At 71.6% G+C, this 13,082-nt stretch carries 14 protein-coding genes; 8 read left to right on the top strand and 6 right to left on the bottom strand.

Annotated elements, in window-relative coordinates; all coding sequences use genetic code 11:
- Positions 1–66: 66 nt before the first annotated feature.
- The gene (locus ACIRR9_RS50440) at positions 67–249 is read left to right on the top strand and encodes a hypothetical protein (protein ID WP_362324125.1); all 183 of its coding nucleotides are present in this window, start codon (positions 67–69) and stop codon (positions 247–249) included.
- Positions 250–301: 52 nt separating this feature from the next.
- On the opposite strand, the gene ACIRR9_RS50435 is transcribed toward ACIRR9_RS50440, so the two are convergent.
- The 3 genes from ACIRR9_RS50435 to ACIRR9_RS50425 all read right to left on the bottom strand — a co-directional run bounded on the left by ACIRR9_RS50435 (position 302) and on the right by ACIRR9_RS50425 (position 2,457).
- Entirely contained in the window at positions 302–1,165 is an 864-nt protein-coding gene (locus ACIRR9_RS50435; protein WP_403767092.1) for a hypothetical protein, read from the bottom strand.
- A 135-nt stretch (positions 1,166–1,300) separates the two neighbouring features.
- Positions 1,301–1,588: a hypothetical protein gene (locus ACIRR9_RS50430; protein WP_384555402.1), complete on the bottom strand. Its 288-nt coding sequence runs from the start codon at positions 1,586–1,588 to the stop codon at positions 1,301–1,303.
- 260 nt (positions 1,589–1,848) lie between these two features.
- Positions 1,849–2,457: a class I SAM-dependent methyltransferase gene (locus ACIRR9_RS50425; protein WP_403767089.1), complete on the bottom strand. Its 609-nt coding sequence runs from the start codon at positions 2,455–2,457 to the stop codon at positions 1,849–1,851.
- A gap of 141 nt (positions 2,458–2,598) precedes the next feature.
- Between ACIRR9_RS50425 and ACIRR9_RS50420 the strand changes: the two genes are divergently transcribed.
- The 5 genes from ACIRR9_RS50420 (at position 2,599) to ACIRR9_RS50400 (ending at position 7,557) form a co-directional block, all read left to right on the top strand.
- A complete protein-coding gene (locus ACIRR9_RS50420) occupies positions 2,599–3,372 on the top strand; it encodes an MHYT domain-containing protein (RefSeq protein WP_123978909.1) in 774 nt (257 codons plus the stop codon).
- Between the two features lie 45 nt (positions 3,373–3,417).
- Positions 3,418–5,925: a nitrate- and nitrite sensing domain-containing protein gene (locus ACIRR9_RS50415; protein WP_403767086.1), complete on the top strand. Its 2,508-nt coding sequence runs from the start codon at positions 3,418–3,420 to the stop codon at positions 5,923–5,925.
- The gene (locus tag ACIRR9_RS50410) at positions 5,922–6,359 is read left to right on the top strand and encodes a roadblock/LC7 domain-containing protein (RefSeq protein WP_403767083.1); all 438 of its coding nucleotides are present in this window, start codon (positions 5,922–5,924) and stop codon (positions 6,357–6,359) included. Before ACIRR9_RS50415 ends, ACIRR9_RS50410 begins: the two co-directional genes overlap by 4 nt.
- Positions 6,360–6,376: 17 nt before the next feature.
- Complete coding sequence (locus ACIRR9_RS50405) at positions 6,377–6,790, top strand: DUF742 domain-containing protein (RefSeq protein WP_403251386.1); 414 nt, start codon at positions 6,377–6,379, stop codon at positions 6,788–6,790.
- A gap of 161 nt (positions 6,791–6,951) precedes the next feature.
- Positions 6,952–7,557: a GTP-binding protein gene (locus ACIRR9_RS50400; protein ID WP_403767080.1), complete on the top strand. Its 606-nt coding sequence runs from the start codon at positions 6,952–6,954 to the stop codon at positions 7,555–7,557.
- 3 nt (positions 7,558–7,560) lie between these two features.
- Here the strand turns inward: ACIRR9_RS50400 and ACIRR9_RS50395 are convergent, their stop codons facing one another.
- Positions 7,561–7,989: a PPOX class F420-dependent oxidoreductase gene (locus tag ACIRR9_RS50395; RefSeq protein WP_403767077.1), complete on the bottom strand. Its 429-nt coding sequence runs from the start codon at positions 7,987–7,989 to the stop codon at positions 7,561–7,563.
- A 98-nt stretch (positions 7,990–8,087) separates the two neighbouring features.
- Here ACIRR9_RS50395 and ACIRR9_RS50390 point away from each other — a divergent pair, with 98 nt between their 5' ends.
- Together ACIRR9_RS50390 and ACIRR9_RS50385 are read left to right on the top strand one after the other, a co-directional pair.
- Positions 8,088–8,501, top strand: coding sequence for a roadblock/LC7 domain-containing protein (locus ACIRR9_RS50390; RefSeq protein WP_365337147.1), 414 nt, complete (start codon positions 8,088–8,090; stop codon positions 8,499–8,501).
- 126 nt (positions 8,502–8,627) lie between these two features.
- Positions 8,628–9,524: a DUF6397 family protein gene (locus tag ACIRR9_RS50385; RefSeq protein ID WP_403767073.1), complete on the top strand. Its 897-nt coding sequence runs from the start codon at positions 8,628–8,630 to the stop codon at positions 9,522–9,524.
- A gap of 48 nt (positions 9,525–9,572) precedes the next feature.
- On the opposite strand, the gene ACIRR9_RS50380 is transcribed toward ACIRR9_RS50385, so the two are convergent.
- The gene (locus ACIRR9_RS50380) at positions 9,573–10,439 is read right to left on the bottom strand and encodes an acyl-CoA thioesterase II (protein ID WP_365337143.1); all 867 of its coding nucleotides are present in this window, start codon (positions 10,437–10,439) and stop codon (positions 9,573–9,575) included.
- A gap of 49 nt (positions 10,440–10,488) precedes the next feature.
- Entirely contained in the window at positions 10,489–13,002 is a 2,514-nt protein-coding gene (locus ACIRR9_RS50375; RefSeq protein WP_403251381.1) for a DEAD/DEAH box helicase, read from the bottom strand.
- Positions 13,003–13,082 lie beyond the last annotated feature (80 nt).

The following is a 13,082-nucleotide window of genomic DNA, read 5'->3' as shown; positions in this document are numbered from 1 at the left end:
ACCGCGGGAAGCGCGCACCCGTTTTCAGATCAGAGAGCGGCAACGGCCGCGAAGGAGGCGACGCTGATGTCGAAGAACGCGAAGATCGCCGCGGGAGGTGTGGCGGTCGGGCTGATCCTGTTGATATGGCTGCCCTGGTGGGTGACGTTCCTGATCGTGGTGGGCGTCCCGGTGGCGGCGTACCTCACCCTCGACCCCTCGCAGCGGCGCAGGCTGCGCAGGGTCACGCGCAAGGAGATCGGCCACTGAGCCACCGTCCCGAGGCCGCGCCCCCGACCGGCGGGAAGCGGCCCGGGACGACTCACAGGGGCCGTACGGCCATCTTGTCGAGGGCCTCCAGGAGGCCGGGGAGCTCGGGACCCCGGCCTACGGGCAGCACTTCGCCCGGCTCATCGTCGAGAAGCACGAACGCCATGTCGTCGGTGCGGGCCACCATCGACCAGCCGGGCCCGTCGGCGCGCAGCGTACGGGCGTCGCCCGGGGCGAACGACGAGCGGACCCGCCCCAGCGGCGGAGGCGTCTCCACATAGGCCCATGCCTCGGCCAGGACCCGCCGGATCCCGGCGTGCCCCTTGGGGGCCGCCTCGGTGCCCTCCGAGGCCGCCTCGGGGGCCTCCTCGGAGGCTTCCGAGGTGTCGGCCGCCGCCGGTGCCGCCGCCGGGAAGTGGTCGTCGCTGATCTGTTCACGCCAGATGGCCCACTGGAGGGCGATCTCGTCCGCGCCGAGCCGCCGTTGTGCCGCACCCCAGGAGGTGGTGTCCGGTGGGGTCAGCGGGGTCCGGTCCGCCACCTCCGGGCCGGGGTCGTGCGGCGCGGGCACGTTGGGAGCCGCCACGGCGACAGCGAGCGGCCAGCCGGGCAGCGCGGCGACCACCGTGCGCTCGTCCGGCGACAGGTCGTACTCCATGCCGCAGTCCCAGGACGCGATCGCGACCGCGACCAGCGAGACGTCGTCGATGACGACCGTCCAGCGCGCCCCTTCGCCGTCCTGGCCGAGCACCAGGCCGTACCCGTCGGCGCGCGGCGCCAGCTCCAGCGCCGCGCAGGCCTCCGGATAGTCGTCGCCCAGTACGCTCGGAAACTTCGCCGGCGTCAGCAGCACCGCCGTGAGCACGTACAGCGCCTCGTCCGCGGCGGCGACGACCTCCTCGCCCGTATCGGCCATCACTGTCTCCCCAGTCGTTCGTCCAACGGCGCGCACCCTAGTGCGACGGGAAGGCCGTTGTCACGACCGGCAGCACACGCGGAGCTGCAGCTTTCCACCGGGACGGGACGAATCGGCCTCGTCGGCACCGAAGGTTCACACGACGGGCAGCCCCAGAAGGTCACGCGCCACCGTCCGCGGTGACTCGTCGCGCTCTCGCGCCAGCGCGACGACGGCCCGGCACGCCAGCTCGCTCACCCCGAACGACAACGCCTCCGGCGACACCCAGCCGGACGCCTCCTCGATCCGGTCCTGGTCGTCCTCCGCGCGGGCCGTCACATAGGCGGCCGCGGCCTCGAACAAGTTGTGCGTGCGCCGCTGCGGTGTCTGTGCGCCCCCGGCGCCACGAAATCTGGCTGCGTACCAGCGGATCCGGTCGAACACGCGGGCCACCTTCCCCTGTCGCTTCCGAACATTCGGCTTCCTCCATCGAACGTAGGGTTTAAGCCCCGGCAGCAGAAGAGGGCACCGCCGGGACGCCTCGGCCGGCCTCGGCGCGCCTCGGTGTCGAGCGAGGCGATGGCGGCGCGCAGCCGGACGAGTTCGGCGCGGTTCGTGGCGCGGGCGATGCTCGTGACGGTGCCCTGCGCCGGACACCACGTAATGAGCGACAGCCCCGGGGCCTTCGCCGCGACGGTCGCCGGCTAGCGCCCGCGGACGGCCAGAGCCAGGAAGCGGGTGTCCTCGTCCACGTACGACGTCATGCGCCAGCCCGAACCGGCCAGCAGTGGGCCGAGGTTGCCCTCCGCACGCAGGTCGCCCGGGGTGATCTGCCGTCCCTGGCGGGCCGCCAGGGCGGCCCGGCCGATCGGGTGGAACAGGGCGAGCGTGCCGCCGGGGCGGACCACGCGTGCCAACTCCCGCAGATTCTCGGCGGGCCGGGGCAGGTGGGCTATCAGGCCCGCGGCGAACACGGCGTCGAGCGACTCCGACCGCACCGGCAGCGCCGCGACGTCGGCGAGCAGCAGGCACCCGGCACGGTCCCGGCCGGCCCGTACGGCGGCCTGCAGCATCGCCGGGGTCAGATCCATCCCGAGCACCACACCCGAGGGCCCCACGGCCGCACGCAGCGGCGGCAGGGCGCGTCCCGTGCCGCAGCCCGCGTCGAGCACCCGATCACCCGCGCGCAGCCCCAACTCGGTCACGGCGGACGCGTACGCGGGACCGTCGTCCGGAAACCTCCTGTCCCAGTCGGCCGCCCGCTCGGTGAAGAACTCCTGGACATGTGTGTGGTCGTCGCTCATGTAACGCATGATCTCTCACCGTCACGGAGGACGTCCTTGCGCGCACGTTCGAGCGGGACTCGATCGTTCCGGCGCATATCTGAGTCATATTGCGGCACCTTTCGAAATGCGCCCCCTTTGTGCGCCCATGCCCCCTAGCGTCCCTGGGCCATGGGACACCTGGACCACGCCACCTTCGGCTGGCTGACCCCCGTGCTGTCGTACGTCATGGCCTGCATAGGCGCCGCACTGGGGCTGCGCTGCACCGTCCGCGCGCTCGGCAGCACGGGCCGCTCGCGCCGCAACTGGCTCCTCACCGCCGCCTCCGCGCTCGGCACCGGCATCTGGACCATGCACTTCGTGGCCATGCTCGGCTTCAGCGTCAGCGGTACCGACATCCGCTACGACGTACCGCTGACCATCCTCAGCCTGCTCGTCGCCGTGGTCGTGGTCAGCGCCGGCGTCTTCGCCGTCGGCTACAGCCGTGACCGCAACCGGGCGCTCCTGCTCGGCGGACTCACCACCGGACTCGGCGTCGCCAGCATGCACTACCTCGGCATGGCGGCCGTCCGGCTGCACGGCGACGTGCGCTACGACCCGATGCTCGTCGGGCTCTCCGTGCTCATCGCCGTGGTCGCCGCGACCGCGGCCCTGTGGGCGGCCCTCAACATCAGGTCCCCCGTCGCCGTCACCATCGCCTCCCTGGTCATGGGGGCGGCCGTCAGCAGCATGCACTACACCGGGATGTTCGCGGTCAGCGTGCACGTCACGCCCTCCGGCACCCCCCTGACCGGGGCCACGGCGATGCAGTTCATCTTCCCCCTCGCCGTCGGCCTCGGGTCCTACCTGTTCCTCACCTCGGCCTTCGTCGCGCTCTCGCCCACGGCCGGAGAGCGCGAGGAGTCCGCCTCGGCCCAGCGGCCCGTGACGCCCGCCACCCGCTGACCCGGCCCGGCCCAGGGCCCCGATCCACTCCCGAGCGAGGAGGCCATGCGTACACCCCGTAGGACCCCCACAACAGGCCCGGAGACAGCGTCCCCGCAGCCGCGGCGCGGACGCCGTGCACACGCCGGACCACCCGCCGACGAACCCGCCGACGATCTCGCCGACACCGCGGAGGACAGCGCACCCGTACACGCGGGAGGCTGGCGGATCCGCCCCCGGACCGTCCGGGCCAAGGTCGTCTGCCTGCTCATGGTGCCGGTCATGTCCCTGCTCGCCCTGTGGGCGTACGCCACCGTCACCACGGCACAGGACGTCTCCCGGCTGCGCCAGTCCCAGCGCGTGGACGCCGCATTGCGCACCCCGGTCGCCACCGCCGTGGCCGCGCTCCAGGCCGAGCGCGCCGTCGCCGTCCGCTACGCGACCGACCCGTCTGCCGAACAGGCCGACGACCTCAAGGCACTCGGCACCCGCACCGACCAGGCCGTGGCCGCGCTGCGACTCGGCAAGGGCAGCACCGTCGCGGACAGCGAGGAACTGCCCGCCGGTGTCGCCCAGCGCCTGGAGACCTTCGCCACCGGCGTCGAGCACCTGCGCACGCTGCGGACGGCGGTCCAGAATCGCGGCGCCCGCTGGGACGAGGCCTACGGGCGGTACACGCAGACGATCGCCACGGCCTTCGCCGTGGACGGCGCCCTCACCGGCATCCAGGCCGACGACATGGGCTCCGACGCGCGCGTACTGCTCGAATTCTCCCGCGCGGGCGAAGCGCTGGCCCAGGAGGACGCGGTCCTGGCCGGCGCCCGGCCCAACGGCGGCCTCGATGGCGAGCGGCTGCGGCTGTTCACCGGCGCCGTCGAAACCCGCCGTGTCCTCACCGACGCTGCCGTCGCCGACCTGCCCGGTCCACAGCGCACCGCCTGGCACGACCTCGCCGCCGGCGACGACTACAGCGCGCTGGGCACCGCCGAGGACAAGATCCTCGCGAGGGCACCCGGAGCCAGAGGGCTCGACGCGGCCCAGGCGGCCACCTGGAACACCGCGCACGCGCGCGTGCAGGACGGTATGCGGACCATCCAGGCCGACACGGCACGCGCGGTCGCCGGCCGCGCCGACCCGTTCGCGCGCGGTCTGCTCACCCCGGCCGGCGCCGCCGTCATCCTCGGACTCCTCGCCGTGGCCGCCTCGCTCGTCATCTCCGTGCGCATCGGGCGCGCCCTCGTGGTCGAACTCGTGAGCCTGCGCAACAGCGCGCTGGAGATCGCCCGCCGCAAACTCCCCGAAGCGATGCACAGACTGCGGGCCGGTGAGGAGATCGACGTCCGTGCGGAGGCACCGCCGGGGCCGCCCGCGGAGGACGAGACCGGCCAGGTCGCCGAGGCCCTCGCCACCGTGCACCGCGCCGCCCTGCGCGCCGCCGTGGAACGCGCCGAACTCGCCAGCGGCATCTCAGGGGTCTTCGTCAACCTCGCCCGCCGCAGCCAGATCCTCGTCCACCGCCAGCTGAGCCTGCTCGACAGCATGGAACGCCGCTCCGACGACCCCAACGAACTGAGCGACCTCTTCCGCCTGGACCACCTCACCACCCGTATGCGCCGGCACGCGGAGAGCCTGATCATCCTCTCCGGAGCGGCGCCCGGCCGGGCCTGGCGCATGCCCGTCTCCCTGACCAACGTCGTACGGGCAGCCGTGTCCGAAGTCGAGGACTACGCGCGCGTGGAGGTACGACAGCTCCCCGAGGCGGCCGTCATCGGCGCGGCCGTGGCCGACCTCACCCATCTGCTCGCCGAGATCGTGGAGAACGCGGCCCAGTTCTCGCCGCCGCACACACGCGTGCGCGTCACCGGGGAACCCGTCGGCAACGGCTACGCCGTCGAGGTCGAGGACCGCGGCCTCGGCATGGGCCAGGAGACTCTCATCGAGGCCAATCGGCGCATCGAGCAGTCCGAGGCCCTCGACCTGTTCGACAGCGACCGGCTCGGCCTGTTCGTGGTCAGCCGGCTCGCCGCCCGCCACGGCATCAAGGTGCACCTGCGCACCTCCCCCTACGGCGGCACCACCGCCGTGGTCCTGCTGCCGAAGGCCCTGCTGCACGGCGGCCCGGCGGAACGTTCCGGCCACCCGGCGGCCGACACCGGACGGATACCGGAACGCGAGTACGCGCGCGTGCCCGGCGCCGCGCTCCCGGAGGCCGCCTCCGCCGACCGGCCCGCCCTCGCCGTCACCGCCCGTCCGTCCCCGCACCCGGCGCCCGAGCCGCCGCCTCCCGGAGTCACCACCTTGAGGCCGCACCGCCCACCGCACACCTCCGAGTCCCCGGACGACGACCTCCCACGCCGGGTGCGGCAGGCGAGCCTCGCACCCCAACTGCGCGATCCACGCGCCGAGGAGCCCGCCCCCGTCCGCCGGCCGGACGAACGCACCCCCGAACTCGTCCGCGACCGTATGGCGGCCTACCGCGACGGCTGGGCGCGCGGCGGCGGCAGACAACCCGGCCGTGGAGCCGCCCCGGAACCCGACGAGGGCACCGACAGCACCGAAGGAGACCGCGCATGATCCAGGACCCGAGCCCGAGGGCAGACCGGCGCTCCGGCGAACTCGACTGGCTACTGGACGACTTGGTGCTGCGTGTCACCGAAGTACGGCACGCCGTCGTGCTGTCCAACGACGGTCTCGCCGTCGGCGCCTCGACCGGTCTCAAACGCGAGGACGCCGAGCACCTCGCCGCCGTGGCCTCCGGCTTCAACAGCCTCGCCAAGGGCGCCGGACGGCACTTCGGAGCGGGCGGGGTGCGCCAGACCATGGTCGAGATGGACGACGCCTTCCTCTTCGTGGCCGCCGCCGGCGACGGCTCCTGCCTGGCCGTGCTCACCGCCGTCACCGCCGACATCGGTCTGGTCGCCTACGAGATGGCACGACTGGTCAAGCGCGTCGGCGAGCACCTCTACACGGCGCCGCGCATCACCGCGCGGCCCCCCGCGGCCGGATGACCGGAAGAGCGCCACCGATGACCGAGTACACGACCGGCATCCCGCACGAGCCGGGCAGCCAGTGGTACGACAGCGAGGCCGGGCCCCTGGTCCGTCCCTACGCCATGACCGGCGGCCGTACCAAACCCGGCCCCACCGGGGTGCGGTTCGACCTGATCGCCCTGGTCACCCTGGACCCGAACGCGCCCGTCGGCGACGACGACACCGCGCTCGGCCCCGAACACCGGGCGCTGATCGATCTGTGCCGGGTGGAGACGCAGTCCGTCGCCGAACTCGCCGCCGGTGCCGACCTGCCCGTGGGTGTGATCCGGGTGCTGCTGGGCGACCTGCTGGAACTGGGCTGCGTCACCGTGAGCCGCCCGGTGCCACCGGCCCAGCTCCCCGACGAACGGATTCTGCGCGAGGTCATCGCGGGATTGCGGGCACTGTAGATGAGTATTCGGAACCAACCGGGCGCGAGCAGGCCACAACAGATGTGTTCCGGTCCAACCATCCGCGACGCGACGGCCGTTGTCATGATGCTGGCTTCGCGTCCCGAGCACCGCGAGCGTCCGGACGTCGGCCGAGGTCGGCCCTCCCGAGAGAAGTGATCATGGTCTCCGAGCACTCCGAGTCCGCCACCGACGACACCTCGGCGATGGCGCTCAAGATATTGGTCGCCGGCGGCTTCGGCGTCGGCAAGACGACCCTGGTGGGCGCCGTCAGTGAGATCAGGCCGCTGCGCACCGAGGAAATGCTCAGCGAGGCCGGGCAGTTGGTGGACGACACGGACGGCGTGGACCAGAAGGTCACCACCACCGTCGCCATGGACTTCGGGCGCATCACCATCCGCTCCGGGCTCTCCCTGTACCTCTTCGGCACCCCGGGCCAGGACCGCTTCTGGTTCCTCTGGGACGAGCTGTCACAAGGCGCCCTCGGCGCCGTCGTCCTCGCCGACACCCGGCGCCTGGAGGACTGCTTCCCGGCGGTCGACTACTTCGAGCACCGGCACATCCCGTTCGTCGTCGCCGTCAACTGCTTCACCGACGCCCGCACTTACGGCGCCCTCGACGTCTGCCGCGCCCTCGACCTGGACCAGGGCACGCCCGTGGTGCTGTGCGACGCCCGCGACCGGGACTCCGGCAAGGAGGTGCTGATCCGGCTAGTCGAGTACGCCGGGCGGATGCACACCGCCCGGCTTCTCGACTCGGTGGGCTGACCTTCAGCCCGTCAGGTCCTTGAGCGCCACCACCTTCTCCACGGTGACCCGGACCAGCAGCTCGCCCGGGACGCCGTTGCGGGCGCCGAACTCCTCCGCCCGCTCCTCTCCCATGTAGCGAGCCGCGATCCGCGTGGCCGAATCACGTAGCTCGCCCGGCTCCTCCGAAAGCCGGGCGCGCCCGTTCAGCACCACGAAGTGGAAGGGGGGCCGGTCGTCGTCCACGCAGAGGGCGACACGCCCGTCACGGACGAGATTGCGCCCTTTCACCGTATCCCTGCCGGTGTTGAAGACCAGGTCGTCACCGTCCAGCAGGAACCAGACGGGGGCCACATGAGGGCTGCCATCTGCGTTGACGGTGGACAGCTTGCCGGTGCGGGTGCCGTACGAGACGAACGCCCGCCATTCGTCGTCGGTCATCTTCTGTGCCATGTCCCCATCCTCCTTGCCCGGACGGCGGCGGTGGGGAAGGCTGGCGGGGAGATCCTCCAGCCAGGGGGAGGGGACGGCACACGGGGAGACGCTACGACATGGCGCAGAACCAGGGACTCGGCTGGCTGCTCGACGACCTGACCGAGCGTGTGGAGCACGTACGGCACGCGCTGGTCCTGTCGAACGACGGACTGGTCACGGGGGCGAGCACGGGCCTTCGCCGGGAGGACGCGGAGCATCTGGCCGCCGTCGCCTCCGGGCTGCACAGCCTCGCCAAGGGCTCCGGACGCCACTTCGGCGCGGGCCGGGTCCGCCAGACGATGATCGAGTACGACGACGCGGTCCTGTTCGTCACAGCCGCCGGAACCGGCAGTTGTCTGTGTGTGCTCAGCGCGGCGGAGGCCGACATCGGCCAGATCGCCTACGAGATGACCCTGCTCGTCAACCGCGTCGGCGAACACCTCGGCGTGGACGCCCGGCAACCGGAGCGGTCCTCCATAGCTGACCTCTGACGCGCGGGTTCTCCCCCCGGCGCGGGGTTGTCCACAGGCTCGCCACAGGATTCGCCGAAACGGCTACGGTTTTTCCACGGCGAGCGCACCCGGCGCGAGCCACCCGCTCCACGGGGGAGACCGAGCATGCCCGGCACCACTACCATTGCCCAACCCCGCCCGCTCAACTACGCGTTCAGCCGCGCGGCCCGTGAACTGGATCTCAGGCGGGGCGAGTTCGACCTAGCGGTGCACCTCGGCCGGATCCGTACAGTGCCCGACGAGGGCGGCGGAGGCCGCCGTGTTCCACGGACCGAGATCGAGCGGCTCCAGGACCGGACCGAAACCCTTCGCGAGAGCGTGAAAGCCGTGGGTACGAGCGAGGGCGCGGCCCTCATGGAGATCCCGCCGGGCAGGTTCACCCGCTTCGCGAAACTCGGCCTGGTGACCCCGGTGAAGTGGTACCCGAACCGGTACCGGGCCGTGGTCTGGCTCTATCTGGCGGAGGAGCTGCGGCAGTTCGCGGCCGACGAGAAGAACGCGCGGCTGCTCACCGGCCGGACCCCCGAGGAGCTGCGTGACCGGCTGAGGGCGGGAGCGGACCAGCGGGCCCGCAACTGGCGGGGACGGCACTGCGGTTTCCTGCTGAGGCAGACCGAGGGGCCGTGGCAGCGGGCCGGGGTGGTGGCCGGCTTCCTGGACCCCGGTGAGATCGACGACCTCCTCACGGACCCGCACGAGCGCGCGTATGTGCGGGCCTTCCGGCCGGTCCCGCCCGCCCACGGCGCGCCGGGCTCGCCCGCCGCGCTGCTCGCCGAGGAACTCATGACGGCGGACGACCCGGACGAGATCGACTGGTTCCGGAACGACCTGGCACGGGAAGTGGCGGAAGCCCGCACGCTTCGGCCGGCGCCCCGCCCCGCCGCACCGCCGCAGCTCACCGTGTCCGCGGAGCCGAGGTCCTCGCATACTCCCGCCCGGCCGAAACACCCGCGAGGCCTGCGCGGCTGGCTGCTTCGCAGAAGCCCCCGCCCCACCCACTGACGGGCAGAAGCCCCCGCTCTGCCCACTGACGGGCCCGGACCGCGTCGGCTAGAGCGCCCGGAACAGCCCCTCCTGGACGACCGACACCAGCAGCCGCCCCTCCAGGTCGTAGACCCGCCCGCGGGCCAGGCCCAGACCGCCCGTGGCGACGGGGGACTCCTGCTCGTACAGGAACCAGTCGTCCGCGCGGAACGGCCGGTGGAACCACATGGCGTGGTCCAGTGAGGCGATGTCGAAGTTCCGCTGTCCCCACAGCGGTTCGACGGGCACGCGGACCGCGTCCAGGAGGGTCATGTCACTGGCGTAGGTCAGCGCGCAGGTGTGCACCAGCGGGTCGTCACCCAGCGGGCCGACCGCGCGCATCCACACCGCGCTGCGCGGCTCGGCGCCCGCTATCTCCTCCGGGTGCCAGCGCAGCCGGTCGACATAGCGGATGTCGAAGGGCTGGCGGCGCGCCATCCGCTCCAACTGCTCGGGCAGCTCGCCCAGATGCTTGCGGAGCTCCTCGGCGAGCGTCGGCAGCGACTCCGGGTGCGGCACCTCGCGGGCCGGCGGCAGCTGGTGCTCGAAAGCTCCCACCTCAGGCTTGTGGAAGGAGGCGGTCAGATTGAAGATCGTGCGGCCCTGCTGCACGGCCGTGACCCGGCGCGTCGTGAACGAGCGCCCGTCCCGGACCCGTTCGACCTGGTACACGATCGGCACGCCCGGCCGGCCCGGGCGCAGGAAGTACGCGTGCAGCGAGTGCACCGGACGGTCGCCCTCCGTGGTGCGGCTGGCGGCGACCAGCGCCTGGCCCGCCACCTGGCCGCCGAAGACCCGCTGGAGGGACTCCTGGGGGCTGCGGCCGCGGAAGATGTTGACCTCGATCTGCTCCAGGTCGAGCAGGTCGACCAGTCTCTCGGCCGGGTTGGTCATGGGTGGGGTTCTCCTGTGGTGGGAGCCGGTCGGGTCGGGTTCGCCAGGGTCAGAGCTGGCCGACGTCGGTGACGCGGACGACCGCGCGGCCCTCGGCGTCCGAGGCCGTCAGGTCGATCTCCGCGCTGATGCCCCAGTCGTGGTCGCCGTTCGGGTCCTCGAAGATCTGGCGGACCCGCCACAGCGCGTTCTGCGGCTCCTCCTGGATCACCAGCAGCTTGGGGCCGCGCGCGTCGGGCCCGGTGCCCAGGTCCTCGTACTCGTCCCAGTACTTGTCCATGGCCTCGCCCCAGGCGTCGGCGTCCCAGCCGGACTCCGCGTCCATCTCGCCCAGCTCGTCGACCTGGTCGAGGGCGGCCAGCTCCACGCGCCGGAACATCGCGTTGCGGACCAGGACCCGGAAGGCGCGCGCGTTGGCCGTGACCGGCTTGACCTCGTCGGCCTTCTCCTGGGCCTGCTCCGCGGTCATCTCCTCCGGATTGGCGAGCTGCTCCCACTCGTCCAGCAGGCTGGAGTCGACCTGGCGGACCGTCTCGCCCAGCCATTCGATCAGGTCCTGCAGGTCCTCGGACTTGAGGTCGTCCGGGATGTTGTGGTCGAGGGCCTTGTAGGCGCTGGCGAGGTAGCGCAGCACGATGCCCTCGGTACGGGCCAGCTCGTAGAAGGACACCAGCTCCGTGAAGGACATCGCCCGCTCGTACATGTCCCGGATCACCGACTTCGGCGACAGCGGATGGTCGCCGACCCACGGGTGGCTCTTGCGGTACGTGTTGTACGCGTGGAAGAGCAGCTCCTCCAGGGGCTTCGGGTAGGAGACGTCCTGGAGACGCTCCATACGCTCCTCGTACTCGACGCCGTCCGCCTTCATCGCGGCCACGGCCTCGCCCTTCGCCTTGTTCAGCTGGGCGACCAGGATCTGCCGCGGGTCGTCGAGGGTGGACTCGACGACGGACACCATGTCGAGCGCGTACGACGGCGACTCGGGGTCGAGGAGCTCGAACGCGGCCAGGGCGAACGTGGACAGCGGCTGGTTGAGCGCGAAGTCCTGCTGGAGGTCGACCGTGAGGCGGACGATACGGCCGGTGGGGTCCGGTGTGTCCAGCTTCTCGACGATCCCGCCGTCCACCAGCGAACGGTAGATGGCGATCGCGCGGCGGATGTGCCGCAGCTGCTGCTTGCGCGGCTCGTGGTTGTCCTCCAGCAGATGGCGCATCGCCTCGAAGGCGTTGCCGGGGCGGGCGATCACCGACAGCAGCATGGTGTGCGTCACCCGGAAACGCGAGGTCAGCGGCTCCGGCTCGGACGCGATCAGCTTCTCGAACGTGGTCTCCGTCCAGCCGACGAAGCCCTCCGGCGCCTTCTTGCGCACCACCTTGCGCCGCTTCTTCGGGTCGTCGCCCGCCTTCGCGAGCGCCTTCTCGTTCTCGATGACGTGCTCGGGAGCCTGGGCCACGACCAGTCCGGCAGTGTCGAAGCCCGCGCGGCCGGCGCGGCCGGCGATCTGGTGGAACTCACGGGCGCGCAGGGTGCGCACCCGGTTGCCGTCGTACTTGGTGAGGGCGGTGAACAGCACCGTGCGGATGGGCACGTTGACGCCCACGCCCAGGGTGTCGGTGCCGCAGATGACCTTCAGCAGACCGGCCTGGGCGAGCTTCTCCACCAGGCGCCGGTACTTGGGGAGCATGCCGGCGTGGTGCACGCCGATGCCGTGCCGCACGTACCGGGAGAGGTTCTGGCCGAACTTGGTGGTGAAGCGGAAGTTGCCGATCAGCTCGGCGATCTGCTCCTTCTCCTCCTTCGAGCACATGTTGATGCTCATCAGGGCCTGCGCCCGCTCCACCGCCTGCGCCTGTGTGAAGTGCACGATGTACACCGGCGCCTGCCTGCTCGACAGCAGCTCGGTGAGCGTCTCGGTCATCGGCGTGTACTGGTACTCGTAGGAGAGCGGCACCGGGCGGGTCGCCGAGCGGACCACCGACGTGGGGCGGCCGGTACGGCGGGTGAGGTCCTTCTCGAAGAAGGAGACGTCGCCGAGGGTGGCCGACATCAGGATGAACTGGGCCTGGGGGAGTTCGAGGAGCGGGATCTGCCAGGCCCAGCCGCGGTCGCCCTCCGCGTAGAAGTGGAACTCGTCCATGACGACCTGGCCGACGTCCGCCTGCCTGCCGTCGCGCAGGGCGATGGAGGCGAGTACCTCGGCGGTGCAGCAGATGACGGGGGCGTCGGAGTTGACGGAGGCGTCGCCGGTGAGCATGCCGACGTTCTCGGTGCCGAAGATCTTGCAGAGCTCGAAGAACTTCTCCGAGACCAGCGCCTTGATCGGGGCGGTGTAGAAGGTGACCTCGTCCCGTGCCAGCGCGGCGAAGTGAGCGCCCGCGGCGATCATGCTCTTGCCGGAGCCGGTCGGTGTCGACACGATCACGTTCGCCCCGGAGACCGCCTCGATCAGCGCCTCCTCCTGGTGGGGGTAGAGCGTGAGACCGCGCTCCTGCGCCCAGGCCTCGAAGGCTTCGTACAGGGCGTCGGGGTCGGCGGTCGGCGGCAGCTGATCGATGAGGGTCACGCCCCCATCTTGCCTGGCCCACCCGCCGAGGGGGGAATCGGCTTCGAGCAGGAAGATCACGACCGCTACGCTGTGGCGCC

The sequence above is a fragment of the Streptomyces sp. NPDC101234 genome, from assembly GCF_044767525.1.
Lineage (GTDB): Bacteria > Actinomycetota > Actinomycetes > Streptomycetales > Streptomycetaceae > Streptomyces > Streptomyces sasae.
This window is presented reverse-complemented; position numbering and strand designations above follow the sequence as displayed.

Coding starts and splice junctions, on each gene's coding strand:
- ACIRR9_RS50395 (WP_403767077.1), bottom strand. CDS start 7,989: ATGGCACAGAAGATGACCGACGACGAATGGCGGGCGTTCGTCTCGTAC.
- ACIRR9_RS50415 (WP_403767086.1), top strand. CDS start 3,418: ATGCGTACACCCCGTAGGACCCCCACAACAGGCCCGGAGACAGCGTCC.
- ACIRR9_RS50390 (WP_365337147.1), top strand. CDS start 8,088: ATGGCGCAGAACCAGGGACTCGGCTGGCTGCTCGACGACCTGACCGAG.
- ACIRR9_RS50425 (WP_403767089.1), bottom strand. CDS start 2,457: ATGCGTTACATGAGCGACGACCACACACATGTCCAGGAGTTCTTCACC.
- ACIRR9_RS50440 (WP_362324125.1), top strand. CDS start 67: ATGTCGAAGAACGCGAAGATCGCCGCGGGAGGTGTGGCGGTCGGGCTG.
- ACIRR9_RS50435 (WP_403767092.1), bottom strand. CDS start 1,165: ATGGCCGATACGGGCGAGGAGGTCGTCGCCGCCGCGGACGAGGCGCTG.
- ACIRR9_RS50405 (WP_403251386.1), top strand. CDS start 6,377: ATGACCGAGTACACGACCGGCATCCCGCACGAGCCGGGCAGCCAGTGG.
- ACIRR9_RS50385 (WP_403767073.1), top strand. CDS start 8,628: ATGCCCGGCACCACTACCATTGCCCAACCCCGCCCGCTCAACTACGCG.
- ACIRR9_RS50380 (WP_365337143.1), bottom strand. CDS start 10,439: ATGACCAACCCGGCCGAGAGACTGGTCGACCTGCTCGACCTGGAGCAG.
- ACIRR9_RS50410 (WP_403767083.1), top strand. CDS start 5,922: ATGATCCAGGACCCGAGCCCGAGGGCAGACCGGCGCTCCGGCGAACTC.
- ACIRR9_RS50420 (WP_123978909.1), top strand. CDS start 2,599: ATGGGACACCTGGACCACGCCACCTTCGGCTGGCTGACCCCCGTGCTG.
- ACIRR9_RS50400 (WP_403767080.1), top strand. CDS start 6,952: ATGGTCTCCGAGCACTCCGAGTCCGCCACCGACGACACCTCGGCGATG.